Origin of the sequence: Pseudomonas cimarronensis (assembly GCF_049331905.1) — a bacterium.
GTDB lineage: Bacteria > Pseudomonadota > Gammaproteobacteria > Pseudomonadales > Pseudomonadaceae > Aquipseudomonas.
The window spans coordinates 130,358-156,046 of sequence record NZ_CP186283.1 but is presented as its reverse complement, the minus strand read 5'-3'; the positions used below and the strand labels follow the sequence as shown (position 1 = coordinate 156,046).

The window sequence follows — 25,689 nt, the reverse complement described above, 5'->3', positions numbered from 1 at the left end:
CGCGCGGCGCAGGCCCCGTCTGCGCCGCTTTATTTACCGATAAGGGAGTTGAACATGATGCGTTTACTGATGCAGTTCTCTGCGTGTTTCGCCCTGGGCCTGGCGGTGGCGTTTATGGTGCTGCTGGGGCTGATGTTCTGCGGCCAGTTCGACCTGATCAAGGGCCTGCAGCTAACCGGCCAACCTATGGCGCAGCTGAGTCTGGTGCTGTTGCCGGATGCCTTCTGGGACGGCCTGACCGGGCAAGCCAATGCCACACAAAATCAGGCCGTGCAGTCGTTCCTCAGCCTGTGCACGGCGCTGGGCCAAGTTGGCCTGCTGTTGGCGCTGGGCTTCTTTCGCCTGTGGTATGTGCGATGAGCGGGCATATCGGGTTGCGCGAAGAGTCGCGCGCCGGACACCTGCTGGCGCGGCGGATTGCCCGCCTGTTTGCGGTTGCGGCGAACCAGCCGGCAACGCGCACAACGGGCCAATCTGCCGCAGTGGGCGATGCGCAGCGCGGTCTGGATAACGGCGCGCTTGAGCGGTGTGGTGCAGGTGTTTATCGAGGGGGTTGAGCGGGGCGCGCCTGTTATGTCATTCGACTAACGTCCTAGCGCTGACCCCAGCCTTGCTATGCGGCTAGCTAACCTATTGTTATACAAGGATAAAAATTTTCTTCCGGAGTGCGTTCAGGCGGCTAATACCAATGTCTAGCTGTCGGCCGGTGCTGGCCTGCTGCTAGCTTGAAGCTGCATCAGAATAACAATAACCGGAGGCGTCTATGACTTCTGAAAAATCAAATACCGCAGCCTATTGGAAAGCCAATGTGCGGCTCATCACCTGGAGCCTGATCGTCTGGGCGCTGGTTTCCTTTGGCTTCGCCATGATCTTGCGTCCACTGGTCGCAGGGATCTCCGTTGGCGGCTCCGACCTCGGATTCTGGTTTGCTCAGCAAGGTTCCATCCTGGTCTTTATCGGGCTCATTTTTCACTACGCGTGGAGACTGAACAAACTCGATAAAGAATTCGGCGTCGAGGAGTAGGTCCATGAGCCAGTTCATGATCAACATGTTGTTCGTGGGGGCGTCTTTCGCGCTCTATATCGGCATCGCCATCTGGGCGCGTGCCGGTTCCACCAAAGAGTTCTACGTTGCCGGCGGTGGTGTCCATCCGGTCACTAACGGTATGGCGACTGCCGCTGACTGGATGTCTGCTGCTTCCTTTATTTCCATGGCCGGCCTGATCGCCGCTGGCGGTTATGCCAACTCGTCCTTCCTGATGGGCTGGACGGGTGGCTATGTACTGCTGGCGATGCTGCTGGCGCCCTACCTGCGCAAATTCGGCAAGTTCACCGTGCCGGACTTCATCGGTGACCGCTTCTACAGCCGTGGTGCACGTCTGACTGCGGTGATCTGCCTGGTGATCATCTCCGTGACCTACGTGATCGGCCAGATGGCCGGTGCCGGTGTGGCCTTCTCGCGTTTCCTCGAGGTGAGCAACTCCACCGGTATCTGGATCGCCGCGGCCGTGGTGTTCGCGTACGCCGTATTCGGTGGCATGAAGGGCATCACCTACACCCAGGTGGCGCAGTACGTGGTGCTGATCATTGCCTACACCATTCCGGCCATCTTTATTTCCCTGCAGCTGACCGGTAACCCGGTTCCGCCGCTGGGCCTGTTCGGTGACCATGTCGATTCCGGCCTGCCACTGCTGCAGAAGCTCGACGAAGTTGTACGCGACCTGGGCTTTGCCGCCTACACCGCAGACACCACCAGCAAGCTGAACATGGTGCTGTTCACCATGTCGCTGATGATCGGTACTGCCGGTCTGCCGCACGTGATCATTCGCTTCTTCACCGTACCGAAAGTGGCTGACGCGCGTTGGTCCGCTGGCTGGACCCTGATCTTTATCGCACTGCTGTACCTCACTGCTCCGGCCGTTGCCTCGATGGCGCGTCTGAATCTGGTCACCACCATTTATCCGGAAGGTGCATCTGCCCCGGCCCTGGCCTATGAAGAGCGTCCGGAGTGGGTCAAGACCTGGGAACAGACCGGTCTGATCAAATGGGAAGACAAGAACGCTGACGGTCGCATCCAGATGTACAACGATGCCGCACCGGCCTTCACCCCAACCGCCGAAACGCGCGGCTGGAAGGGTAACGAGCTGACCGTGAACAACGACATCCTAGTGCTGGCCAACCCGGAGATCGCCAACCTGCCTGGCTGGGTGGTCGGTCTGATCGCGGCGGGCGCCATTGCGGCGGCACTGTCGACGGCGGCTGGTTTGTTGCTGGCGATTTCTTCGGCGATCAGTCATGACCTGATCAAGACCCTGATCAATCCGAAGATCAGCGAGAAGAACGAGATGCGCGCTGCACGGCTATCGATGGCGGCTGCAATTCTCTTGGCGACTTATCTGGGGTTGAATCCGCCTGGGTTCGCCGCGCAGGTGGTGGCACTGGCCTTCGGTATCGCTGCGGCGACGCTGTTCCCGGTGCTGATGATGGGGATCTTCTCCAAGCGCATGAACGACAAGGGTGCGATCTGCGGCATGGTTGCCGGCCTGGTGGTGACGCTGCTGTATATCTTCACCTACCTCGGCTGGTTCTTCATTCCCGAAACCAACATGCTGCCTAACACCCCGGACCAGTGGTTTATGGGCATCTCCCCGGCTTCCTTTGGCTCCATCGGCGCCCTGATCAACTTCGCCGTGGCCTACGGCGTATCGATGGTCACCGTCGCTCCGCCCAAGGAAATCCAGGACCTGGTGGAAAGTGTACGGACCCCCAAAGGTGCTGGTGCCGCGCTGAGCCACTAAGCATAATCCGGACCTGATTTAGGGTCTTACCGACGGGCCTCCATTGGAGGCCCGTCTTTTTTCGGGAACAAGCCTATGTTGTGGACCTTGCTGGCCATTGTGGTATCCGGCCTTGGTGCTGCCGGTATTGCCCTGCTGTTGCGCAAACTCACGCGCAACAGGCTGCCGCGCTGGATCATTCCGCTGTTTGGTGGGCTGGGTATGCTTGGCTACCAGATTTATTACGAATACTCCTGGTTTGACCATCAGGTGCAGCGTCAGCCGGCTGAGGCCGTGCTGGTGGCCAGTGAGTCAGGCGAGGTGTTCTGGCGCCCCTGGAGTTATGTCTGGCCGATGACCACGGCCTTTACCGTGCTCGATAGCAAAAGCCTGGTGCACCAGGAAGCGGACGGCAACCGCCTGGCGGTTTTCAACCTGTACCGTTTTGAGAAGCAGCATATCGATCACGTCAGTTTTCAGCCGCATCTGCTCAACTGCAGCAGCGCCGAGTTGCTGCCGCTAGATGAACAGAGCAAGCCGCAACTGGCTCAGCTCAAGCGCATTGCCACTGACGACGTGCTCTATCTGCGGGCCTGCAAGTAAGCGGTGGGCCAACGCGCTGTGCCGCAGGTGTCTGTGGCGCGCGTGCCAACGTACCGGCTAGCTACCTGCGCAGCAGTGGCCAGCTTCCGAGTGCGGCCGGGATGCCCAGGCCGAGCCAGGCCGCGGCGTCCCAACCACCATCACCCAATAGCGCACTGATCAGGCCGATGGCGCTGAGCAGGCCGATCAGCAGCGGCAGGGCGAAGGTCGATTGACGCCAGTTCATGCTGCAGCCTCCGTGCGTTCACGCGCTGTCGCCGGGCTACGCCGGCGTACCCACCAGAGGTACAGGCCGCTGCCGAGCACGATGATGGTCAGCACATCCAGCACCGCCCAGAGCACTTTCATCGGCATGCCGCCGTAGTCGCCAAAGTGCAGCGGCTGCGACATCGACAGTGCATCCATATACCAGGGCCGTTGGCCGATGGCGGTGACGTCCAGGCTGCGCGCATCAATCAGCACCGGCGTCCACAGGTGGGCGGTGAGGTGCGTGTTGCCCTTCATAAACACGCTGTAATGGTGCTCGCTGGAAAAGCGCGTGCCGGGAAAGGCGATAAAGTCCGGCTGCATTTCCGGCGTGGCTTGCGCGGCAATCGTCAGCACCTGATTGACCGGCGCACGCTCGGTTAGCGGCGGCGCATCGCGGTAGGGCGCGACCATCGCGGCCAGGGCTTCGGTGCGCCAGGCGCTGATCAGCAGGTCGGCGCAGGCGCTGATTACTCCGGTCACGCCCACCACCAGTGCCCAGGTCAGGGTGACGATACCGATCAGGTTGTGCAGGTCGAGCCAGCGTGTGCGGGTGGCCTTCTCCCGACGCACTTCGGCGAATTTCAGTCTGCGCATAAACGGCGCGTAGAGCACCACACCGGAGATGATCGCCACCACGAACAGCAAACCCATAAACGCCAGCAACAGCTTGCCCGGCAGGCCGGCGAACATGTCCACGTGCAAACGCAGAATGACCATCAGCAGGCCGCCGTTGGCCGCTGGCATCGCCACTGCCTCGCCACTGCGGGCATCGAGCATAAAAGTGTGCGAGGAGTTCGGCTCGGTGCCAGCGGTGGCCGCGGTAATCGCCACTACACCGTTGGGCTCATCCTCCTCGAAACCGAAGTACTGCACCACTTCGCCCGGTCTATGCCGCTCGGCGGCCTCGACCAGTTGCTGCAGGCTCAGGTGTGGTGTGTCGGCGGGCAGCTCACGCAGTTCGGGCGCTTCGCCGAGCAGGTGCTCCAGCTCGTGGTGGAAGATCAGCGGCAGCCCGGTGAGGGCCAGCATCAGCAGAAATAAAGTGCAGATCAGGCTGGTCCAGGTGTGCACGGCGGACCAGCGGCGGATGGTGGTGCTTTTCATAGGCTTTTCCAAAAGCCGAAGGCCGCCCATTGGGCGGCCTCGATGGCGCGCGGGTTAAGACTCAGTGGGTTACCACTTGTACGAGGCGCTGGCGACTACGCTACGTTGGTCGCCGTAATAGCAGTAGTAGCTGTCGCAGGTAGAGATGTAGTCCTTGTTCAACAGGTTGGTGGCGTTGAGCGCCAGCGATGCGCCGCTGAGGCTGTTGTACAGGCGCCCGAGGTCGTAGTGCACGGCGGCATCGAACACGGTGTAGGACTTGGCGAAGCCAAGCTCGGAGTTGGCTTGGTCACCGAAGGTGTTGCCGGTGTAGCGAGCGCCAGCGGCGATGCCGAAACCGTCGAGTACGCCGTTGTGCCAGGTGTAGTCGGCCCACAGCGAGGCCTGGCGATTGGGCATCAGCTGCAGGCGCTTGCCCTTGAACTCACCGTCTTGCACTTCAGACTTCGCCTGCGTGTAGGAGGCGACCACCTTCAGGTTGTCGGTGACGTTGCCCACGGCTTCCAGTTCCAGACCCTTGACCTTCACTTCGCCGGTCTGGCTGGTGACGGCTACGCCCCCGATGCGGTTGGTGACCGACACGTTCTGCTGGGTCAGGTCGTAGATGGCCGCGCTCAGCAGGATGTCGCTGCCGGTTGGCTGGTATTTCACGCCCAGTTCCCACTGCTTGCCTTCGGTCGGCTTGTACGACTCGGTCGGCGAGGCAGTGGCGTTGCTGGTCGGCTGGAACGACTCGGCGTACGACAGGTAGGGGGTGAAGCCCGACTCGAATACGTAGCTGAGGGCCGCGTTGCCACTGAAGGCCTTGTCGCGCTCGGTGTTGGTGGCGCCGTTCTTGTTGAGGAAGGTGGTGCCGGTGTGCACCCAGTCTTCGCGGCCGCCAAGGGTCAGACGCCATTGGTCGAGGGCCATCTGATCCTGGACGTAGAGGCCGGTCTGGTGGGACTTCTGGTTGTAGTCGTAGAACGCCAGGGCGCGCGACGGGCGGGTGATCGGCTGGCCATAGACCGGGTTGTTGACGTTGATGGCCGGCGCGGTACCGAAGACTGACATGTAGTTGGTGTCGATGCGCTGGTGGTCGAGGCCGAGCAGCAGGGTGTGGTTGATCTCACCAGTGGCGAAGTCGGCCTGGAAGTTGTTGTCCACCGCGAACTGACTGATGTCTTCCTCAGTGTTGGTGGTGCCGCGGCCGATGTTGCCGTCGTTGTCCATCAGGGTCCAGGGGTAGGAGCCAACGGTGACGGTCTGGAACGACAGGTCGGACTTGGTGTAGCGCAGATTCTGGCGGAACTGCCAGACGTCGTTGAAACGATGCTCGAAGGCGTAGCCCAGCGCGTAGTAAGTGCGGTCGTAGTAGTCGTAGTCAGGATCGCCCAGGTTCTTGTGGTGGGAAATCTTGCCAAACGGCATGTCGATCTTGGTGCCCTGGATTGGGCGGAACTGGCTGGTGGTGCCGGTATCGTCGCGGGTGAACTGCGACAGCAGGGTCAGGCTGGTATCGGGGTCGATATTCCAGGTCAGGCTGGGTGCGATGTTGTAGCGCTTGTTGTCGACCTTATCGATCTGGGTGCCGCTGTCGCGTACCACGCCGCTCAGGCCATAGAGGAACTGGCCCTGCTCGTCGAGCGTGCCGGTGCTGGCGAAGTTGATCTGGCGATGGTTGTCGCTGCCGTACTGCACTTCGATCTCATGGGCGGTCTCGGCGTTCGGGCGACGGCTGACCATATCCAGCAGGCCGCCGGGCGGCGTCTGGCCATAGACCGACGACGCCGGGCCGCGAAGCAGGGCCAGGCGGTCGAGGTTCCAGGTTTCTGGTTTCGGGTTGGCGTATACGCCACGGGGCAGCGGCAGGCCGTCGAGGAAGTGGGTCGGCTCGAAGCCGCGCACGCGCATCCAGTCGTAGCGGGTGTCGCTGCCAAAGCTGCTGGAGACGATGCCCGGCATGTATTTCACTGCGTCATCGAGGCTGTGCACGCCACGATCCTGCATCTGCTCGCGGGTGGCCACCGAGATCGAGCGCGGTGCTTCCAGCAGGGGGGTGTCGGTCTTGCTGCCGGCTGCAGTGCGTGAGGCCAGGTAGCCGGGCGCAGGGCCCCAGGCGCTTTCCACATTCTGCGCGGCGGTCACCGTAACGTCCGGCAAGGCCACAGCGGCTTGCGGCACGGGCGCCAGGCTGTAGCTGCCGGCGCTGTTCTGTTGCAGCTGCAGGCCGCTGCCTTGCAGCGCCTGGTGCAGGGCGTCGAGGGCGTCGTAATCACCTGTCACCGGGGCCGATTGCTTGCCTGCGGTCAGCGCCGGGTCGATGCTCAGGACGATGCCAGCCTGGCTGGCGATTTGCGTCAGGGTGCTGGCCAGGGGGGCGGCTGGCAGCTGGTAGCTATCCGCCAGGGCCGCTGTGCAGACGCTGGCGAGGCTGATGGCAGCGGCCAGCAGGCCGGGGCGAAACAGGGGCAGGGCGCGGGTCATTACGAAACTCTCCTAAGCGGGAATGCATCTCAATGACCTGTTGCCGAAGCAGAATGGAAAAGTGACAGGGCTGTTTGAAATTATTTTTTAGCGAGATTTTAAGGCGCTGCTGTCGATCCCTGAGCGGGTGCCGGTTCTTTGTGGGAGGGGCTTTAGCCCCTGTCCACCTGGTTGTTAGCCGGCCGCTTACTGCGCAGCAGGTACAACCTTGGTCCACCAGTTGCCAACGCGTTCGATTTTCACCGGCAAACTCGGCGGTAGCGCCGCCAGGGCCTTGTCGCTGTCGTGCAGGGGGAAGCTGCCGCTGATGCGCAGGTCGGTCAGGCTCGGGTCGAGGCCCAGGTAGCCGCTGCGGTATTCGCCGAGGGCGTTGAGCAGGTCTTCCAGGCGCAGGTTGTCGGCCACCAGCATGCCGTGGCTCCAGGCCGCCGCGCTAAGTGGCGCAGGCAGCACGCTGCCAAGGCGTTGGCGTTGCATCAGCACTTGTTCGCCGCTGTGGATAATCCGTTCGCTGTTGCCTTCGGCCGGCTGTGCGGCGACGGCCGACTGCAGCACGGTCAGGCGTGTGCTGGTGCCTTCGCGGCGCACCAGAAAGCGTGTGCCGAGGGCGCGCAGGCTGCCGTGCTCAGTCAGCACCACGAAGGGGCGCGAATCACCGTGCGCGGTCTGCACGAGGATTTCACCGCTGTGCAGGCGCACCGCGCGCTGGCTGTCGCTGAATTGGATATCCACAGCGCTGGCGCTGTTCAGGCGCACCAGGCTGTGGTCGCTGAGCAGCAGCTCGCGCTGTTCGCCACGGCCGGTGTGTTCATCGGCCAGGTAATCGCCAAGCGGGCGTTGCTGCGCCAACAGGCCGAGCGCCAGGGCGCTGCTCAGCAGCAGGCCGAGTGCGGTGCCGCCCATACGCCGTAGACTTCTGCTGCGCGCACTGTGCAGCAAGGCCTGGCGTGCCGGCGCTGCGGCAGCCGAAGCCAGGCGGATATCCAGGCCATTGAGTTGCTGCCAGACCCGCGCATGTTCGGGATGCGCCGCCAGCCATGCGGCGAATGCATGCTGTTGTTCCGCGCTGATTGTGTCGGAGTCCAGGCACAGTTGCCATTCGATGGCGGCATCCAGCACCTGGGCTGATACCGCGCTCATTGCGGTTCTCCGTAGAGGGCGATGTAGCACTGGCGCAGGCCCTGGGCCAGATACTGGCGTACGCGGGAGACGGAAACGCCGAGGCGCTCGGCGATTTCCGCGTGGCCCATACCATCCAGGCGGTTATGCAGAAAGGCCGCGCGGGCGTTGCTCGACAGCTGGCCGAGCAGGCGGTCGATCTCGCGCAGCGCATCCAGGGCCAGCGCCTGTTCTTCGGCGCTGGGTTGCACGTCGTGCGGTTGCTGGCCGAGTTCTTCCAGGTAAGCCCGTTCCAGCGCGCTGCGGCGGAAGTGATCGATCAGCAGCCCTTTGGCGATGGTGGTCAGCAACGCGCGCGGCTCGCGAGCCTGGTCCAGATCGCTGCGGCCAAGCAGGCGGACAAAGGTGTCCTGGCTGAGGTCTTCGGCGCGTTCCGGGCTGTACAGGCTTTTGCGCAGCCAGCCGAGCAGCCAGTCACGGTGATCGCGATAGAACAGACCGACAACTTGCTGGTGAGTGGAATCGCCGGCCGACACGCGGACCTCGCAATAGGAGATAGGAAACAAATCAAGAATTATTCGCATATGATGACAGCGCCGCCCCCTGCGCTGCAATCAGCCGATGCGCTGCCGCGATGGGTGGTTGCGCGTGCCCTGCCAGCGCCATGACATAGATGCAGATCAATAGCCGCTGACCGCCTGCGCGCTAGAGTGACCGGCCTTGTTGGCTGAGCGTTTTATCCATGGCACCGACTCCGCGTTATCCCGAGCTGCTCTCGCCAGCCGGCACCCTGAAAAATATGCGTTACGCCTTCGCCTATGGCGCCGATGCGGTGTACGCCGGGCAGCCGCGCTACAGCCTGCGGGTGCGCAATAACGAGTTCGATCACGCCAATCTTGAGGCGGGCATCCGCGAGGCCCATGCCCAGGGCAAGCAGTTCTATGTGGTGGTCAATATCGCGCCGCATAACGCCAAGCTGAAGACCTTTCTGCGCGACCTGCTGCCGGTGGTGCTGATGGGCCCGGATGCGCTGATCATGTCCGACCCCGGTTTGATCATGCTGGTGCGCGAGCACTTCCCACAGATGCCGATTCACCTGTCGGTGCAGGCCAATGCGGTGAACTGGGCCAGCGTGCAGTTCTGGAAGCAACAGGGCCTCTCACGGGTGATTCTGTCGCGCGAGCTGTCGCTGGAGGAAATTGGCGAAATCCGCAATGAAGTGCCGGACATGGAGCTGGAAGTTTTCGTCCACGGCGCCTTGTGCATGGCCTATTCCGGGCGCTGCCTGCTGTCGGGCTATATCAACAAGCGCGATCCCAATCAGGGCAGCTGCACCAACGCCTGCCGCTGGCAATACTCAGCCAAGCCGGCGGTCGAGAGCGAATTGGGCGATGTGGTGCAGCTGGTCGAGCCGACTCTGGGTGTGGGCGCGCCGACCGAGCAGCTGTTTCTGCTGGAAGACGCCAGCCGGCCGGGCGAGCAAATGGCTGCCTACGAGGACGAGCACGGCACCTACATCATGAACTCCAAAGACCTGCGCGCGGTGCAGCATGTCGAGCGCCTGGTGCGTATGGGCGTGCATTCGTTGAAGATCGAGGGGCGCACCAAGTCCCACTACTATGTGGCGCGCACCGCCCAGGTGTACCGCAAGGCGATTGATGATGCGCTGGCGGGCAAACCCTTCGACAAGAGCCTGATGGGCACTCTGGAGTCGCTCGCTCATCGCGGTTACACCGAGGGCTTTCTGCGCCGTCATGTGCACGACGAGTATCAGAACTACGAGCGCGGCAGCTCGGTGTCGGATCAGCAGCAGTTTGTCGGTGAGCTGACCGGCGAACGCCGTGGTGAGCTGGCTGAAGTGCGGGTAAAGAACCGCTTTGCCGTGGGCGATGGGTTGGAGCTGATGACGCCCCAGGGCAATCTGCGCTTTACCCTGAACCAGCTGGAAAACCGCCAGGGCCACGGCATGGCGGTCGCCCCGGGCGACGGTCACGTGCTCTATCTGCCGGTACCGCCAGAGGTGCAGCTGGAATATGGCTTGTTGATGCGCGATCTGTAGGCGCATGACATGTGTGCGATCTGGTTGATCGCAGGTTCGCGGGCATGGCCCGCTCCTACAGAGCTGGTTGGTAAAAGTGCTCTTACATCGAATGCGCGCGCTGACGGCGGCGGCTGTTGAGTTGCTGCAACAGCGCCGGCAGGCTGTCGAGCTGCTGCTGACGCGCCTTGCTGAACAGGATCAGCGCCAGCTCGGCAGTCACCAGGGCATCGGCGCTGGCGTGGTGACGTTGCTGCACCTGCAGGCCGAAATAGCGGGTCCAGTCGTCCAGCCCTGCGTGGGGCAGATTGGCTTTGGGGCAGACCAGTGGGGCGATCTCGGCGACATCAAAGAAGGCATGGCGCAAGCGATAGCCCAGGCTTTGCTTGAGCGCGCGAGCGAGCATGCGCTGGTCGAATTCGGCATGAAAGGCCAGCAGCGGGCTGTCGCCGACAAACTCCATAAAATTTAGCAGCGCTTCAGCGGGTTCCACGCCATTGGCGATCTCGCTGGGGGCGATGCCGTGAATCAGGGTGCTGGCGCTGGCCTGATGATCCGGGCGCTGCAGGGTGCATTCGAACTGTTGGCCAAGGTCGATGGCGCCGTTGTTGATCACCACCGCGCCAATCGACAGCACCTGATCACGGCGCATGTTCAGGCCACTGGTCTCCAGGTCGAGGATAACCAAGCGCTGCTGCTGCAGCGGACGCTCATCCAATGCGCATGGCTCGGCCAGTTGGCTGCGCCGCTGCAGCTGCAGTTGCGTCAGGGCCGGGCCGCGCCCGCTAAACCAGGTGAACTTGCTCATAGTTGGTACCTCGTAGCCAGGCTGCTCTGCAGCCGCTGCGCCTGGCGGAAGGACTCGCGCAGAATGCGTCGGTCGAGGTGGTTGAGGTGATCAGGGTCGACCCGGTTGGAGTAGGGCTGACCATTGCGTGCCTGCAGCTGATGCTGCTGCAGCCGCGCTTGCTGGATGTAATGGTAAGCCTCTTCGTAGGCTGCGCCATCCTGGGCATCGATCACCCCCTGGCGGATCAGTGCACGCAGCCGATCCAGGGTGCCTACGGCCGCTACACCCTGGGCCAGGGCCAGTAGGCGCGCGCCGTCGACAAAGGGTGTCAGGCCCTGCACCTTGAGATCCAGGGTGTCCTTTTCGGCCCCCTTGCTGGCCACCACGAAGTCTCGGAACACCCCCACCGGCGGGCGCTGGCGCAGGGCATTCTCTGCCAGCATGCGCTGGAACAGGCTATTGCCAGCCACCTGCAGCAACAAGCCCTGGCGCAGCTGCTCGCAGCCCTGCGGCTCGCCCCACACTGCGCGCAGGTCGAAATAGATACTGGAGGCCAGCAGGTTTTCCGGCGTGGCTTCCTGCACGAAGCTGCTGAAGCGCCGCGCCCACTCCTGGCGTGACAGGCACAGCTCGGGGTTGCCGGCCATGATATTGCCCTTGCACAGGGTAAAGCCGCACTGCGCCAGACGCTGGTTGATCTCCTGGGCCAGCGGCAGCAGGCGCGCGCGAATGGCGGCGGCCTCGGTTGCGTCGGCGGCTTCGAAGAGAATGCCGTTGTCCTGATCGGTGTGCAGGGTCTGTTCGCTGCGGCCTTCGCTGCCGAATACCAGCCAGGTGAACGGCACACCAGGGTCGCCCATATCCTCCAGGGTCAGTTCGATTACCCGGCATACGGTGTGATCGTTGAGCAGGGTGATCAGCTGGGTGATCTGCGTCGAGCTGGCGCCGTGAGCGAGCATACTGTCGACCAGTTGCCGCACATCGCTGCGCAGCGCCGCCAGGGTTTCCACCCGTCCGGCGTGGCGAATGGTGCGCGCCAGATGCACCAGGTCGACGCGCTGCAGGCTGAACAGATCGCGCTCGGAAATCACCCCACACAGCTGCTCGTTCTCCACCAGGCAGACGTGGGCGATATGCCGCTCGGTCATGGCGATGGCGGCGTCGAAGGCGCTGGCATCCGGTGGCAGATGGAAGGGCGACTGAGTCATCAGGCGGTCGATGGGCTGGGTCAGATCGACGCCATCGGCCACCACGCGGCGCAGGTCGCGCAGGGTGAAAATACCCTGTGGTTTCAGGGCCGGGTCGACAATCACGATGCTGCCGACCTGCTGTTCATGCATCAGCTGCACGGCATCACGCAGCGGCATGTCCGGGGCGCAGCTGATCGGGTTGCGCATGGCCAGCTCAGCGAGGCGGGTGTCGAGCGAATACTGCGCGCCGAGGGTTTCCACCGCGCGCATCTGCACCTGCTGGTTGACCTGATCGAGCAGGCTGCTGACCCCGCGCAGGGCGAAGTCACGCAGCGGGTTGGACAGCGAGAACAGCTTGATAAACGCCGGCTTGTTCAGCAGCAGGCAGAAGGTGTCCTCGGCGGCCAGGTGCTCGGTACGGGTGGCGCGTTCGCCGATCAGCGCGGCCAACGGGAAGCATTCGCCGGTGGTGATCTCGAAGGTGGTTTCCGTGCCGCGCCGCGCCGAATGCGGGCGCTCGCCATGCACGCGGCCCTGTTTGACGATAAAGAAGTGCTCAACCGGGCCGTCGGTCGGCTTGATGATGGTTTCACCTTCGCCATAAAAGCGCAGCTGACAGTTCTCCACCAGATACGCCAGGTGGGCGGTATCCATCTGGTTGAACGGCGGGAATTTCTGCAGGAAGGCCATGGTGCCATGGATGTTCTGCAGCACCGCCGTCTTGCCTGCTTGGGCGAATGCGTCCGCTGTACTCATGGGCGGCCTCACAGTTTTCTGAGTATCCATGGTCGGCTGATGCGGCCGCCGGCGCCATTGGACGTAAGTCTAGATACCGTTTATCCCAGTAGCGTCAAAAAAACTTTCTTCATCAGATCAAAGGCTTATGAATCTGCCTGAGTTGCTGTTGGCGTTTCGTCAGTAAAGCGTCAGAAAAATGGTTTTGCTGTGGCATAATGCGCGCCGATGTCAAAAAAATGCCTTTGCACAGCCTGTGCCTTGTTGTAACCCAGTCAATACAGGGACGTAGTCCGTGACCTTAGATGTAAAGACCAGTCGCGTAGCTGTAAGCGCGACTCGCCGCTTGATCTGTGAAAAAACCAGCCTGTTGTGTTCCGCCTTGTTGTTCAGCGCCTGGGTGCAGGGCCAGCCGGCCTATGACGCCCTGCTCGAGCGTGCGCGTAGCGGTGACTACCAGCCGGCTTTGAGCTTTCTGCGCGCGCAGCAGGCCAACTGGCAATCGCCGCGTTACCTGAATGATCACCTGCTGATTGCCGGTTGGGCCGGTGAGGACGCAGAAGTGGTTGCGCTGTATGAGCAGCAGGCAAGCGTACAGATGCTCTCGGCCGATTCTCTGGCCGTTGTCGCGCGTGCTTACCGCAACCTGCGCCAGTGGCCGGCCGCCCTGGCGGTTTATCGGCAGGGGCTGGCGCGCTTTGCCGACCACCAGGGGCTGCTGCTCGGCCAGGTCATGACCCTGGCCGATGTCGGGCAGCACGCTGCGGCGATTGCTCAGGGCCAGGCGCTGGTGAATCAGGCCACGGAGGATGCCGAACGCCGCCTGGTGCTCGGCTATGCCTACCTGAGCGCGGGTCAGCGCTATGCCGCGCTGCATGAAATCGACCGCGCCCATGACCTGGCTCCGGGCCGCGCCGATGTGGCTCGCGAGTACCTGCTGAGCCTGCAGCGTGCCGGCTTGCCACAGCAGGCCCTGGCCCTGAATCAGCGCTACTCGGGCCTGCTGGACGCGGCCCAGGTGCGTCAGTTGCAGGGCGATGTGCTCGCTGAGCAGGTGCGTCTGGCGGACATGGCCACGCGCAGTGAAGGCGAGCGCTTTCAGATCGCCGACCGCGCCCTGACCGAGGCCGAGCAGTTGTTGCAGCGTTGGGCCGGGCAGCCCGAAGCCGAGGCGGACAGTCGGCGCGTACGCATCGACCGCCTGGGCGCGTTGCATGCACGGGTGCGGATGAGCGAGGTGCTGGCGCAGTACCAGCAGTTACAGGCTGAGCAGGTCAGCCTGCCGAGCTATGCGCTGCGTTGGGTGGCCTCCGCCATGCTCTACCTGCGTCAGCCCGAGCAGGCCGCTGAACTCTACCGTCAGGTCCTGGCCAGCGAAAACGACAAGCACCCCGAGTGGCTGGAAGATCAGCGCAGCCTGTTCTACGCCCTGGTGGAAAGTGAACAGCTGGACGCCGCGCAGCAACAGGCCGAGCAACTGGCTGCGCAGCAGCCACCACGCCTGTACCTGCTCGGCAATCCCGAGCCGGAGCCCAATGCGCGCTGGCTGGAAGCTCAGGCGTTGCGTGCCACTGCTTACCTGCAGGTGAATGACACCCCCGCCGCTGAGCAGGCCTACGCGCAACTGGCCGACAATGCGCCGAACAACAGCGCCCTGCGCACCGCGCGCGCCGGCTTGTACCTCGCGCGTGGCTGGCCGCGGCGCGCCGAGGATGAGTTGAAAGTGGTGGAAAGCACCGCCCCGCGCAACCTTGCCCTGGAGGTCGAGCAAGGCCTGGCCGCGCTGGAGTTGCAGGAATGGCGGCAGCTGGATCTGCTCGCTGATGATGTGATCCAGCGTTACCCGGAAAGCCTGCAAGCGCAACGGCTGCAGCGTTTGCGCCAGGTGCATCATATGGCTGAGCTGCAAGTTTCCGGCTATCGCGGCCTGGGCTCGGGCAGCAGTGTCTCCGGCGGTAATGACCTGGGCATCGACACCACCCTGTACAGCGCGCCCTTGCAGGATGACTGGCGGCTGTTTGTCGGCGGTGGTTATGCCACCGGTGATTTCGAGGAGGGGCGCGGCCAGCACCGCTGGCTTCGCACCGGCGCTGAATGGCGGGTACGCAACCACACCGTCGAGGCCGAGCTGTCGCGCCATGACTTCGGGCATGGCAACCCGCTGGGTTTGCGCCTGAGTGGCAGCCACGATATCGACGACCACTGGCAGTACGGCTGGTCGGCGCAGCATCTGTCTAGCGATACGCCGTTGCGTGCGTTGAATGCCGATATCACGGCCGACAGCCTGAGTGGCTACCTGCGCTGGCGCGGTGATGAGCGACGCGAGTGGCGTGCGTCGGTCAATACCGCGCATTTCAGTGATGGCAACAACCGCTATGGCCTGCTGCTTGATGGCAGCCAGCGCTTCTACACCGCACCGACCTGGCAGGCCGACCTGGGCCTGGAACTGGGCGTAAGCGGCAACAGTGGCTCGGATGAAGTGCCGTACTTCAATCCCGAGGCCGAGTTCAGTGTGCTGCCCAGCGTAAAGCTGTCGCACACCCTGTATCGGCGTTACCAGACGGTCTGGAGTCAGCAGGCTGAACTGGGCGCGGGCAGCAACAGCCAGCGCGGCTACGGCACTGATGCCGTCGGCCTGATCAGTTACGGCCAGCGCCTGCGTTTCGCCGACCGCTTCGACGGCGGCCTGGCCATCTCCGCCCTGAGCCGTGCTTACGACGGTGAGCGCGAGCAGGAAGTGCGCGTGCTGTTCGACGTCAATTACCGCTTTTAAGGATTTCCCCCATGGGCTTTTTTTCCCGCTGCGGCCTGCTCGGGCTGGTCGCTTTGTTGCTCGGCGCTTGCGCCGTTTCCGCTCCGCCCTTCACGCCGCCGCAGCAGCGGATGCAGGCGGCAGGTGAAAGCCCGTGGCCGCAGGGCAAGGTGCTGGCGCTGGCCTATCACGACGTGGAGGATGCCGATGCCAGCCAGGCCTATATGTCGGTGCGCACCGCCAACCTGATCGAACAGCTGGCCTGGCTCAAGGCCAACGGTTACCAGGCGGTGTCAGTGGATCAACTGCTGGCGGCCCGTCAGGGTGGCCCGGCGCTGCCGGATAAGGCCGTGCTGTTGAGTTTTGATGACGGTTACAGCAGTTTTTACACCCGCGTTCTGCCGATCCTAAAAGCCTATCAGTGGCCTGCCGTACTGGCCCCGGTGGGCGTCTGGATGGACACGCCGGCCGATCGTCCGGTGGATTTCGGCGGCCTGCCAGTGGCGCGTGAGCGTTTTGTAACCTGGGCGCAAATCCATGAAATTGCCGCCAGCGGTTTGGTGGAGATTGCTGCGCACACGGATGCGCTGCACTACGGCGCCTTGGCCAACCCCCAGGGCAATGTGCAGCCGGCCGCGGTGACGCGTTTGTACGACCCGCAGCAGAAACGCTATGAAAGCGACGCCGAGTACAGCGCGCGCATCGGCCAGGATGTGGCGCGCATCAGCGCCAAGATCGAGGCTGCCAGCGGCCGTGCGCCGCGCGTCTGGGTCTGGCCTTATGGTGCGGCCAGCGGCACGGCGTTGAAGATCGTCGGTGACAATGGCTACGAGCTGGCGCTGACCCTGGAAGATGGCCTGAGCGCCTTCGCCAGCCTGCAGGACGGGCCGCGTTTTCTGCTCAATGGCGACCCGGACACCAGCCGCTTTGCCGCTGCCATCAGCGCGGTGGAAGAAGCAGAGCTGATGCGCGTGGCGCATGTTGACCTGGATTATGTCTACGACGCCGATCCACAGCAGATGGATGCCAATCTCGGCAAACTGGTGCAGCGGATTGCCGACCTGCGCATTACCACGGTGTTTCTGCAGGCCTATGCCGACCCCGAGGGCGATGGCCTGGTCAAGTCGCTGTACTTCCCCAACCGTCACTTGCCGGTGCGCGCCGACCTGTTCAACCGCGTGGCCTGGCAGTTGCGCACCCGCGCTAAAGTCGAGGTATTCGCCTGGATGCCGGTGCTCAGCTTTGATCTGGCTGCCAGCCTGCCACGGGTGCAGCGCTGGTCGGCGGATGGCACGCCTGCAGTGGATGCCGAGCAGTACCGCCGCCTGTCGCCGTTCGATCCGACGGTGCGCCAGCAGATCGGCGAGATTTATGAAGACCTGGCGCGGCACGCCAACTTCTTCGGCGTGCTCTACCACGACGATGCCCTGCTGTCGGATTTCGAAGATGCCAGCCCGGCGGCATTGGCGGCTTATCGCGCCGCTGGCCTGCCGGGTGATATCGCCCTGTTGCGCGGCGACGAGGACACCCTGCAACGCTGGACGCGCTTCAAGAGCCGCTACCTGATCGACTTTACCAACGAGCTGACGGCCAAGGTCCGTGCCATTCGTGGACCGCAGGTGAAGACGGCGCGCAACATGTACGCCCAGCCGATCATCAACCCTTACAGCGAAACCTGGTTCGCGCAGAACCTCGACGACTTCCTCGCCAGCTACGACTGGACCGCGCCGATGGCCATGCCCTTTATGGAAGGCGTCGAGCAGGCGCAGGCCGATGCCTGGCTGGACAACTTGGTGCAGCAGGTTGCTCAGCGCCCCGGCGCGTTGCAGCGCACGGTGTTCGAGTTGCAGGCGCGTGATTGGCGCAGTGGCAGTGCCGGGCCGATCGACAGCCAACTGCTTGCCCAGTGGATGCGTCGCCTGCAATGGAATGGCGTGCGCAACTACGGCTACTACCCCGACGACTTCATCAATGACCAGCCGCGCGTGCAGAGCATTCGTCCGGCGTTCTCCAATGCCTGGTATCCGTTGCCATGATTGACCGTATCTATGCCCTGCTGATTCTGCTGCTGGTGCTTGGCGCGCCGGTGGGCGTGGCGCTGAGCCTGACCGGGGATGTGCTGCTGGACTTCGTGTTCTTTTATCCGCTGTTTATGTCAGCGCTGTGGATCACCGGTGGCTGTTATTTCTGGCTGCACTGGGAGCGCCACTGGCCTTGGTCCAATACCGGCGAGGTGATGCCGCCGGAACTGGCCGGCGAGCCGTTGGTGTCGATCCTGATCCCGTGCTTCAACGAAGGCGAGCACGCGCGTGAAACCATCGGTGCGGCGTTGGCGCAACGCTATCGGTCGATTGAAGTGATCGCCATCAATGACGGTTCCAGCGACAACACCGGTGCCGTGTTGGATCAGTTGGCTGCCGAAGAGCCGCGCCTGCGTGTGCTGCACCTGGCGCAGAACCAGGGCAAGGCAGTGGCCCTGCGCATGGGCGCACTGGCGGCGCGCAGCGAGTACCTGGTGTGCATCGACGGCGATGCCCTGCTGGATCAGGACGCTGCCGCTTATCTGGTGGCGCCGCTGATCGACAACCCACGGGTGGGCGCAGTCACCGGCAACCCGCGTATTCGCACCCGCTCGACCCTGGTCGGGCGCATCCAGGTCGGTGAGTTCTCCTCGATCATCGGCCTGATCAAGCGCACCCAGCGGGTTTACGGCCGGGTGTTTACCGTCTCCGGGGTCATCGCCGCGTTTCGCCGCAGCGCGCTGGATCGCATCGGCTACTGGAGCGCCGACATGATCACCGAAGACATTGACGTCAGCTGGAAGCTGCAACTCGATCACTGGTCGATCTTCTACGAACCGCGTGCGCTGTGCTGGATTCTGATGCCGGAAACCCTGCGCGGTTTGTGGAAGCAACGCCTGCGCTGGGCCCAGGGTGGTGCTGAAGTGCTGCTGAAAAACGTCGGCAGCATCTGGGTCTGGCGCTTTCGCTACATGTGGCCGCTGCTGATCGAGTTCTGCCTGTCGGCTGTCTGGGCCTTCACCTTTGCCCTGTCGATTCTGCTCTGGCTGGCGGGGCAGGTGGTTGAGCTGCCGGCCAACCTGCAAGTCACCAGCATGATGCCGCCGGCCTTTACCGGGCTGGTGCTGGCCTGTGTGTGCCTGGTGCAGTTCAGCCTCAGCCTGCTGATCGAGCGTCGCTATGAGCAAGGGCTGGCACGCTCGCTGTTCTGGATCATCTGGTACCCGCTGGCGTTCTGGATGCTCACCCTGTTTACCACCCTGGTCAGCTTTCCCAAGGTCATGCTCAAACGCCGCCAGCAACGCGCGCGCTGGGTCAGCCCGGATCGCGGCATCAAACGGAGTGCCTCATGAGCCTGCTGATTCGTACGCAACAAAAATGGCTGCCGCGCAGCATCGACGCCCTGCTGACGCTGATTGCTTGGATAGGGTTCGGTTATCTGCTGGTGCAGGGGGTGGCTGCGGTAATCGCCAATGATCAGCAGGGCCCACGGTTGTCGCTGGGCACGGAATTTCTGCTGACCCTGGACACCCTGCTGATCTATTTGCTGGTGGCGCTGCTGATCGGCGCCGTGCTCCTGGTCTGGGCCAAATACAACGAGCAGCGCGCCAGCGGCTATGAGCGTCGCGAGCGCATGCCGGATATCTGTGAAGTGGGCCTGTCGACGAACTTTCAGGTGTCGCTGGCGGTTCTCGATTGCCTGCAGAACCAGCAGGTGCTGATCCTGCATAACCATGAGCATGGCGCGCTGGCGGCCATCGAGTTTCCTGGGACGGCGTTGCGTCTGCCCGCTCATGCCGCCGAGCAGGCCTTGCAGGATGCCGAGTTCAGCACGGCTGTAGCGGGTGGTGAATTGCTAAGCAGCTAACTGCGCCAGGCGCGCCCTTGCAGTGGCGCTCACTCACTGCGACTGGAGCCATAAGCTGGGCTAGAGTGAAATGCACATCAGCAGTGGAGTTGTGCATGCGCATTGCAATCGGCATGGCGTTGTACCTGAGTGGCGTCGCGTTGGCTGGCGAACCACTGGCCAACGCGATGGCGGAGTTACAGCCCAGTTCCCTCAGCCGTGATGCACAGCAGGCTGAGTTGCAATGGTTTATCGAGGCCGCCCGCCCGTTTCAGGGTGTGCAGATTCGGGTGATCGCCGAGCGCATCGACACACACTGGTATGAGGCCAATGTGTTGGCGCCGCTGTTCAGTCAGCTCACCGGTATCCGGGTGATCCATGAGGTCAGTGGTGAGGATGATGTGGTCAACAAGCTGCGCGCCCAGCAGCAGACCGGTTTGTCGTTGTATGACGCCTACATCAGTGATAGCGACCTGCTCGGCCAGCATTTTCGCGAGGGTCAGGTGCTGGAGCTCTCGGCATTCATGCACGGCGAAGGGGCGGCGGTAACCCTGCCCAGTCTGGATCTGGCTGATTTTATCGGCCTGCCTTTTGTCACCGCACCGGACGGCAAGCTTTACCAGCTGCCTGATCAACAGTTCGCCAATCTCTACTGGTATCGCCAGGACTGGTTCGCCCGGCCCGAGCTGCGCAAAGCTTTCCGTGAACGTTATGGCTATGAGCTGGACGTGCCGCAGAACTGGTCGGCCTATGAGGACATTGCGGCGTTTTTCAGCGAGCAGGTGCGCGAAATCGATGGCCAGCGGGTCTACGGCCATATGGATTACGGTGCCTTCGATCCGTCCCTGGGCTGGCGTTTATCCGATGCCTGGCTGGGGATGGCCGGAGTGGCCGATACGGGCTTGCCTAATGGCTTGCCGGTGGACGACTGGGGCATTCGCGTCGAAGGCTGTCGCCCTGCTGGGGCCAGTATGAGCCGTGGCGGTGCGCTGGACAGCCCGGCGGCGGTCTATGCCTTGCGGCAATATATCGACTGGCTGAAACGCTATGCGCCGCCCGAGGCGCAGCAGATGACCTTCAACCAGGCCGGCAATGTCGCGGCCGAGGGCCAAATTGCCCAGCAGATCTTCTGGTACACCGCTTTTACCGCCGATTACACCCGGCCGGGCAGTGCCATGCTGGATGCCGACGGCAAGCCAAAATGGCGGGTCGCGCCTTCGCCACGCGGTGCCTACTGGCGGGCAGGTATGAAGTCCGGCTATCAGGATGTCGGGGCCTGGACCCTGCTCAAGGCCACGCCGCTGAAGCAGCGGCAGGCTGCCTGGCTGTATGCGCAGTTCGTGGTGTCCAAGTCGGTTTCCTTGCGCAAGACCCTGGTTGGGCTGACGCCCATCCGCCGCTCCGATCTTGAGTCCCCCGCGTTGCTCGATGCGGCACCGAGGCTCGGCGGTCTGGTTGAGTTTTATCGCAGCCCGGCCGCGCAGCGTTGGACGCCCACCGGGGCCAATGTGCCGGATTACAGTGGCATGGCCAGCCACTGGTGGCGGCAGCTGTATCCGGCACTCAGTGGTCAGCTCAGCGCCAGTCAGGCCATGGGCAACCTGGCGGCAGCCCTGGATCAGCACTTACAACAACTCGGCGCGCGGCAACAGCATGCCTGCGCCCCACAGATGAATCCTCAAGGTGATCCGGCCGACTGGTTAAGCAAACCCGGCGCGCCCTGGCCGGCGCTGGCCGAGGAGCGCCCAGCGGGGCGTACCTTGCCTTATCAGGAGGCCCTGCGTGCCTGGGATTAGAGTGTGGGTCATCACCTTGTGGTTTTTCAGCCTGCCTTTGCATGCGCAGGTGCTGCTATTTGCCTGGGAGCGGCCGCCGTTAGTCACCCAGGGGACAGATGGGCAGGGGACGGGCTTGGTGCCGGAGTTGGCAGCGGAGCTGTTTCGCCGCGCCGAGAGCAGCTATGAATTGCGTTTCATGCCTTTGCAACGGGCGTTACGCCAGGTGCAGAAGCAGCCCAATAGCTGTGCTCTGCTGGTGGAACGGCAACAGGAGCGTGAACCGGGTTATGTGTGGATCGGGCCGATGCTGATCTCCCGGCTAGGCCTGTATGCCCAGGCGACGGATGAGTTGCAGTTGTTCAGCCTGCAGCAGGCCCGTGGGTTGAGCATCCTCAGTCATCAAGGCTCTGGGGCGGGCGAGTATCTGCAAAGTGCCGGTTTGCAGGTGATCTATTCGAATAACGAGGCGCTCAACCTGAGCATGCTGCAACGCCAGCGTGCACGGCTATGGGCCACCAGCGCGGCGGTGGCGCGGTCGCGTGCTGTCGACCCGGTGTTGCGCGAGGTGCTGCCGTTTCTGACGCTGATGGAAGATATCGCCTGCCACCCGCAGTTCGATCCCGCGCTGTTGCAGCGCCTGCAGATGGAGTTGCAGGCGATGTATGTCGAAGGCTGGGTGCAGGCCCTGTACCAGCGTTATGAACTCAGCCTTTATTGAGGCTGATACCGTTCATGGGGGAACCGCGATCCACAAAAAAACCGCCCTGATGGGCGGTTTTTTATACCTGAGCAGGCCTTACGGCAGGGTAAACAACACCTTGACCGAGTCATTCACCGCTGCCGCATCGACATAGCCGATGGCATCGGCTTCGGCAGCGACCTTGGCGACCACGTCGGCGTCACCGGCCACGCTTGGCAGGGGTTGGCCCTTGCCGGTGAACACCAGGCCGGACCAGTAGGACTTCAGCTGTGACTCGTTCTTGTTGGTCACGGCGCTGTAGAACTTGTCCTTGGTGGCGGACCAGTCCTTGTGGTCAACGCCCTTCATGGACTTGTCCTTGCCCAGAAAGATGTTGCCGACTTCGGCCTGGCTCGGGGCCTTGGCCGCGCCCGGGTTGACGATAACCGCGACTTCAGCCTGGGCCAGCGCGCTCACGCTGAGGCACACGGCGGCGCAGAGCGTTTGAATGGAATGCTTCATCAATGCTCTCCTCAGAATACGAAGTCGACGCCGACGCTGATGATGTCACCGTCAAAATTGCGGGCTGGGCTGCCGAGGGCACCGTTGGAGCTGTCAGACAGGGCGTTGTCGAAGGCTTCCTGGGCGCTACGGATGAATACGCCGTCATAGCCGCCGGAGGTGTCGACGCGTTTGTATTCGCTTTTCAGCACCACGTTGGGCAGCAGGTTGTAGTTCAGACCCAGAGTCCAGGAACTCTGCCGGCCGGCATCGTCATCCAGTTGGGCGTAGGTGACGTGGGTGAGGAACTCGCCGAAGCGGCGGCCGCCCATCAGGTAGAACGCATCGATGGTGCCGCTGTTGTCCGCTTCAATGCTGCGCGAGGTCCATTCGTTGCTGGTCAGCCAGGTGCCGTTGTCGTACTGGTAGCCGATGGAGGTGAACTTACCCTTCTGCTTATCAATGGTCTGGAAGCGCTGAACGCCCGGGCCATTCAAACCGAGGAAAGGGATGTTCGGGCGGTTGACGAAGTCTTCGATCTTGGTGCTGATATCCGCTTCTACATACCCTACGCGCAGGGTGCCGAAGTCATTGGTGGCCAGGCTGATATTGGCGCCAAAGACTTTCTCGTAGTCGATGTCGTGCATCTCATCGAAGGCGAAGATGTCACGGTTCTTGGCTTGACCGCCGGCGACTTGGAAGGCGACTGAACCGTAGGACAGCGGTACGGTATACACCGCATCCACGCCTTCGTAGTTGGACAGCTGAACCTGGCTGTAGACCTCGTCAGGCAGGCGCAGCCAGGGGTAGCTGAAGCCTACGTCGATGCTTTCCGAATACATGTAAACCGGGGTGCGCAGGCGGCCGACGCGCAGCATCAGGTTGTCGGTGGTCTGCCAGGACAGGTACAGCCACTCGATATTGGCCTGCCAGTCATCCTGCGCCGGCTTGGCAGTGACTTGTGCGGTGATGCCCAGGGTGTCGGTCAGGCCGTACTGGATCTGAGCGCCAAACTTGGACAGTTGATCGCCGCGCCAGGAATCGGTGGTTTGACCGGTAATGCCGTAACTGCGGCCATCATCTTCACCCCCAAGGTGGGTGATACCGACCGTGCCGAACGTGTTGAAGCGGTGTTCGCCTTGCTCCAGCGCGAAGGCTGGGGCAGTGGCCAGGCAGATGGCCAAGGGAAGCAGACGGACTTTAAACATGCAGTGATGCTCCTGTGTTCAGGTTAAACGCGGAATTGGGCGGTCGCCGCGCGCAGATGATCCCCTGTGCTGACCAACTGTTCGCCGAGACGAGCGGTGGCTTCTGCACCTTGAGCGGTTGCTTGTGCGTCCTGCTGCAACACTTGTGTGTCTTGCTGGATGGAACTGGAAAGGCCGATTTGTTCCTGGGTGAACTGGGCGATACCGGCATTCAGCTGGTTGATATGGCCGACGGCTCCGGCAATGGCTTCGAGGATTTGCGTGGCCTGTACCGAGCGCTCGATACTCGCCTGGGCTTTTTCTCCATTGGCGGTCATGACGCTGAGCACGCCGTTGGCGCTGTTCTGCAGGCGCAGGATGATGTTCTGAATTTCGGTGGTGGACGCCGCGGTTTTTGAGGCCAGGTTACGCACTTCATCAGCCACCACGGCAAAACCACGGCCCTGCTCGCCGGCACGGGCGGCTTCGATGGCGGCGTTGAGTGCCAGCAGGTTGGTCTGTTCGGCGATGCTGCGAATCACGGTCAGGACTGAGCCGACCTGCTGGGTTTCCTCTTCCAGCTGCTGCATGGCACTGACGGCACCCATCACGCTGCTACCCAGGTCACTGATACTGCTCGACAGGCTGCCGATGTTCTTGCGCGCCTGATCAGCCTGTTGCGAGGCTGCTCCGGCTTCTTCGGAGGCCTGTTGCGAGCGGTGGGCGACTTCCTGAATGCTGTTGGTCATGGTCAGGATATCGCGGCTGATCGAGTCGGTATGGCCCTGCTGGGAGCGGGCGTTTTCCTCGGCCCCTTGGGTCAGCCGGTAAAGCTCTTGGGACATGCCAGCCAGCGGGCTGGCGGCATCGATGATCTGCCGGATGGTGCCCTGCAACTTGTCGATAAAGCTGTTGAACAGCTGAATCATTTCGCCGATTTCGTCGTTGGAGTCGACATTTACCCGGCGAGTCAGGTCGCCATCACCGCGGGCGATGGCCTGCAGTGAAGTGATCACGCCGCGCACGTTGGCCATGGTGCCGCGAATCACCAGCACCGAGGCGATGCTGATCAGCAGCACCAGAATGGCCGACAGGGCAAAGCCGACGCGGGTGGTGGTGGCGTTATCGGTGCGGGTTTGCGCCAGGGTTTCCTGGAAGTCCTGATAGGCATGGGCGCGGAACGCATCACCGAGTTTTTGCGCCTCGCCCAGGTCGCTGGCCATGCGCCCCAGGTTGGGTGCAAGGTCTTCAAAGCTGGCGCTGCCTTTGATCAGCTGTTCCGAGGCGGGCAGGGCGTTGTCGGCATAACGCTGGATTGCGTTGCGCCAGGCATCCAGTTCCTGCCGACGGTTGGTCTGGGTCACCAGGCTCTGCAGGTTCTGCTGCATGCTGGCAATGTCGGCCAGCACCTTGCGTGCTTCGTCGAGGGTTTCCAGTTCACCAGCGGCTACGGCGCTATTGAGCAGGCCGGGTAGGCGCGAGTACTGGAAGATCACCGCATCGGCTTTTTCCAGGGTCGGGAAACTATGGGTTTCCAGCGTGACCAGGCGCACATCGTTGTTTGCCAGTTGCAGCGAGGTGTAGCCCACATACAGCAGCAGACCCAGCAGCGCGATGGCAGGCAGCAGCAAGAATTTCAGCGTCAGCGAGAGATTTTTCAACATGGCAGAGGTACCCAAAGAGGGGCGCGGAGTATACCGAGTTCACATAGTGGCGTAATGCCGCTATTCGGTCATTATTCGGTCATATTGTGCGTTATGGCCTGTTATGTTTTCGGCGGACCTGCCTATTCCTATAGCCAATAAAGCGGGCTTGCGCCTTAAATTGTTGGACAAACTGCGAGGCGTTTGCCTG

The 25,689-nt window shown here is 62.5% G+C and carries 21 protein-coding genes; 11 read left to right on the top strand and 10 right to left on the bottom strand.

Annotated features, from left to right (window positions below; genetic code table 11):
- The first annotated feature begins 54 nt into the window (after window positions 1-54).
- The 4 genes from ACOCLD_RS00695 to ACOCLD_RS00680 all read left to right on the top strand — a co-directional run bounded on the left by ACOCLD_RS00695 (window position 55) and on the right by ACOCLD_RS00680 (window position 3,380).
- A complete protein-coding gene (locus tag ACOCLD_RS00695; RefSeq protein ID WP_422910473.1) occupies window positions 55-360 on the top strand; it encodes a hypothetical protein in 306 nt (101 codons plus the stop codon).
- A 403-nt stretch (window positions 361-763) separates the two neighbouring features.
- Complete coding sequence (locus tag ACOCLD_RS00690; protein ID WP_257779409.1) at window positions 764-1,024, top strand: DUF4212 domain-containing protein; 261 nt, start codon at window positions 764-766, stop codon at window positions 1,022-1,024.
- Window positions 1,025-1,028: 4 nt separating this feature from the next.
- Window positions 1,029-2,798, top strand: coding sequence for a sodium:solute symporter family protein (locus ACOCLD_RS00685; protein WP_422910472.1), 1,770 nt, complete (start codon window positions 1,029-1,031; stop codon window positions 2,796-2,798).
- Between the two features lie 75 nt (window positions 2,799-2,873).
- The gene (locus ACOCLD_RS00680; RefSeq protein ID WP_422910471.1) at window positions 2,874-3,380 is read left to right on the top strand and encodes a hypothetical protein; all 507 of its coding nucleotides are present in this window, start codon (window positions 2,874-2,876) and stop codon (window positions 3,378-3,380) included.
- A 61-nt stretch (window positions 3,381-3,441) separates the two neighbouring features.
- Here the strand turns inward: ACOCLD_RS00680 and ACOCLD_RS00675 are convergent, their stop codons facing one another.
- From ACOCLD_RS00675 to ACOCLD_RS00655, 5 genes are all read right to left on the bottom strand, one after another.
- Window positions 3,442-3,606 carry a hypothetical protein gene (locus ACOCLD_RS00675; RefSeq protein ID WP_422910470.1) on the bottom strand — a complete coding sequence of 55 codons (165 nt, stop codon included), beginning with the start codon at window positions 3,604-3,606 and terminating at the stop codon, window positions 3,442-3,444.
- Complete coding sequence (locus ACOCLD_RS00670) at window positions 3,603-4,733, bottom strand: PepSY-associated TM helix domain-containing protein (RefSeq protein ID WP_422910469.1); 1,131 nt, start codon at window positions 4,731-4,733, stop codon at window positions 3,603-3,605. Before ACOCLD_RS00670 ends, ACOCLD_RS00675 begins: the two co-directional genes overlap by 4 nt.
- Before the next feature lie 69 nt (window positions 4,734-4,802).
- Complete coding sequence (locus ACOCLD_RS00665) at window positions 4,803-7,199, bottom strand: TonB-dependent siderophore receptor (protein ID WP_422910468.1); 2,397 nt, start codon at window positions 7,197-7,199, stop codon at window positions 4,803-4,805.
- A gap of 186 nt (window positions 7,200-7,385) precedes the next feature.
- Window positions 7,386-8,339: a FecR family protein gene (locus ACOCLD_RS00660; RefSeq protein ID WP_422910467.1), complete on the bottom strand. Its 954-nt coding sequence runs from the start codon at window positions 8,337-8,339 to the stop codon at window positions 7,386-7,388.
- Window positions 8,336-8,854, bottom strand: coding sequence for an RNA polymerase sigma factor (locus ACOCLD_RS00655; protein ID WP_311090323.1), 519 nt, complete (start codon window positions 8,852-8,854; stop codon window positions 8,336-8,338). Before ACOCLD_RS00655 ends, ACOCLD_RS00660 begins: the two co-directional genes overlap by 4 nt.
- A 206-nt stretch (window positions 8,855-9,060) precedes the next feature.
- Here ACOCLD_RS00655 and yegQ point away from each other — a divergent pair, with 206 nt between their 5' ends.
- Entirely contained in the window at window positions 9,061-10,377 is a 1,317-nt protein-coding gene (gene yegQ / locus ACOCLD_RS00650; RefSeq protein ID WP_422910466.1) for a tRNA 5-hydroxyuridine modification protein YegQ, read from the top strand.
- An 82-nt stretch (window positions 10,378-10,459) separates the two neighbouring features.
- On the opposite strand, the gene ACOCLD_RS00645 is transcribed toward yegQ, so the two are convergent.
- Both ACOCLD_RS00645 and ACOCLD_RS00640 read right to left on the bottom strand, forming a co-directional pair.
- Window positions 10,460-11,164 carry a PolC-type DNA polymerase III gene (locus ACOCLD_RS00645; RefSeq protein ID WP_422910465.1) on the bottom strand — a complete coding sequence of 235 codons (705 nt, stop codon included), beginning with the start codon at window positions 11,162-11,164 and terminating at the stop codon, window positions 10,460-10,462.
- Window positions 11,161-13,092, bottom strand: coding sequence for a putative nucleotidyltransferase substrate binding domain-containing protein (locus ACOCLD_RS00640; protein WP_422910464.1), 1,932 nt, complete (start codon window positions 13,090-13,092; stop codon window positions 11,161-11,163). Before ACOCLD_RS00640 ends, ACOCLD_RS00645 begins: the two co-directional genes overlap by 4 nt.
- A gap of 325 nt (window positions 13,093-13,417) precedes the next feature.
- Between ACOCLD_RS00640 and pgaA the strand changes: the two genes are divergently transcribed.
- The 6 genes from pgaA to ACOCLD_RS00610 all read left to right on the top strand — a co-directional run bounded on the left by pgaA (window position 13,418) and on the right by ACOCLD_RS00610 (window position 22,186).
- Complete coding sequence (gene pgaA / locus ACOCLD_RS00635) at window positions 13,418-15,844, top strand: poly-beta-1,6 N-acetyl-D-glucosamine export porin PgaA (RefSeq protein WP_422910463.1); 2,427 nt, start codon at window positions 13,418-13,420, stop codon at window positions 15,842-15,844.
- Window positions 15,845-15,855: 11 nt separating this feature from the next.
- A complete protein-coding gene (gene pgaB / locus ACOCLD_RS00630; protein WP_422910462.1) occupies window positions 15,856-17,859 on the top strand; it encodes a poly-beta-1,6-N-acetyl-D-glucosamine N-deacetylase PgaB in 2,004 nt (667 codons plus the stop codon).
- Entirely contained in the window at window positions 17,856-19,196 is a 1,341-nt protein-coding gene (pgaC, locus tag ACOCLD_RS00625) for a poly-beta-1,6-N-acetyl-D-glucosamine synthase (RefSeq protein WP_422910461.1), read from the top strand. Before pgaB ends, pgaC begins: the two co-directional genes overlap by 4 nt.
- Complete coding sequence (pgaD, locus tag ACOCLD_RS00620; protein WP_422910460.1) at window positions 19,193-19,711, top strand: poly-beta-1,6-N-acetyl-D-glucosamine biosynthesis protein PgaD; 519 nt, start codon at window positions 19,193-19,195, stop codon at window positions 19,709-19,711. The genes pgaC and pgaD overlap by 4 nt, the downstream gene beginning before the upstream one ends.
- Window positions 19,712-19,806: 95 nt before the next feature.
- Window positions 19,807-21,486: an ABC transporter substrate-binding protein gene (locus tag ACOCLD_RS00615; RefSeq protein WP_422910459.1), complete on the top strand. Its 1,680-nt coding sequence runs from the start codon at window positions 19,807-19,809 to the stop codon at window positions 21,484-21,486.
- Window positions 21,473-22,186, top strand: a complete 714-nt coding sequence (locus ACOCLD_RS00610; RefSeq protein ID WP_422910458.1) for a substrate-binding periplasmic protein — start codon at window positions 21,473-21,475, stop codon at window positions 22,184-22,186. The genes ACOCLD_RS00615 and ACOCLD_RS00610 overlap by 14 nt, the downstream gene beginning before the upstream one ends.
- A 78-nt stretch (window positions 22,187-22,264) precedes the next feature.
- Here the strand turns inward: ACOCLD_RS00610 and ACOCLD_RS00605 are convergent, their stop codons facing one another.
- From ACOCLD_RS00605 to ACOCLD_RS00595, 3 genes are read right to left on the bottom strand one after another with little or no spacing between them, the layout of a single operon-like run.
- On the bottom strand, window positions 22,265-22,669 hold the full coding sequence (locus tag ACOCLD_RS00605) for a phosphate ABC transporter substrate-binding protein (RefSeq protein ID WP_257779396.1): 405 nt from the start codon (window positions 22,667-22,669) through the stop codon (window positions 22,265-22,267).
- Window positions 22,670-22,680: 11 nt separating this feature from the next.
- Window positions 22,681-23,856 (bottom strand): porin, encoded by a 1,176-nt coding sequence (locus ACOCLD_RS00600; RefSeq protein ID WP_422910457.1) that lies wholly within the window; start codon window positions 23,854-23,856, stop codon window positions 22,681-22,683.
- Window positions 23,857-23,879: 23 nt separating this feature from the next.
- A complete protein-coding gene (locus ACOCLD_RS00595; protein WP_233685323.1) occupies window positions 23,880-25,499 on the bottom strand; it encodes a methyl-accepting chemotaxis protein in 1,620 nt (539 codons plus the stop codon).
- Between the last annotated feature and the right edge of the window lie 190 nt (window positions 25,500-25,689).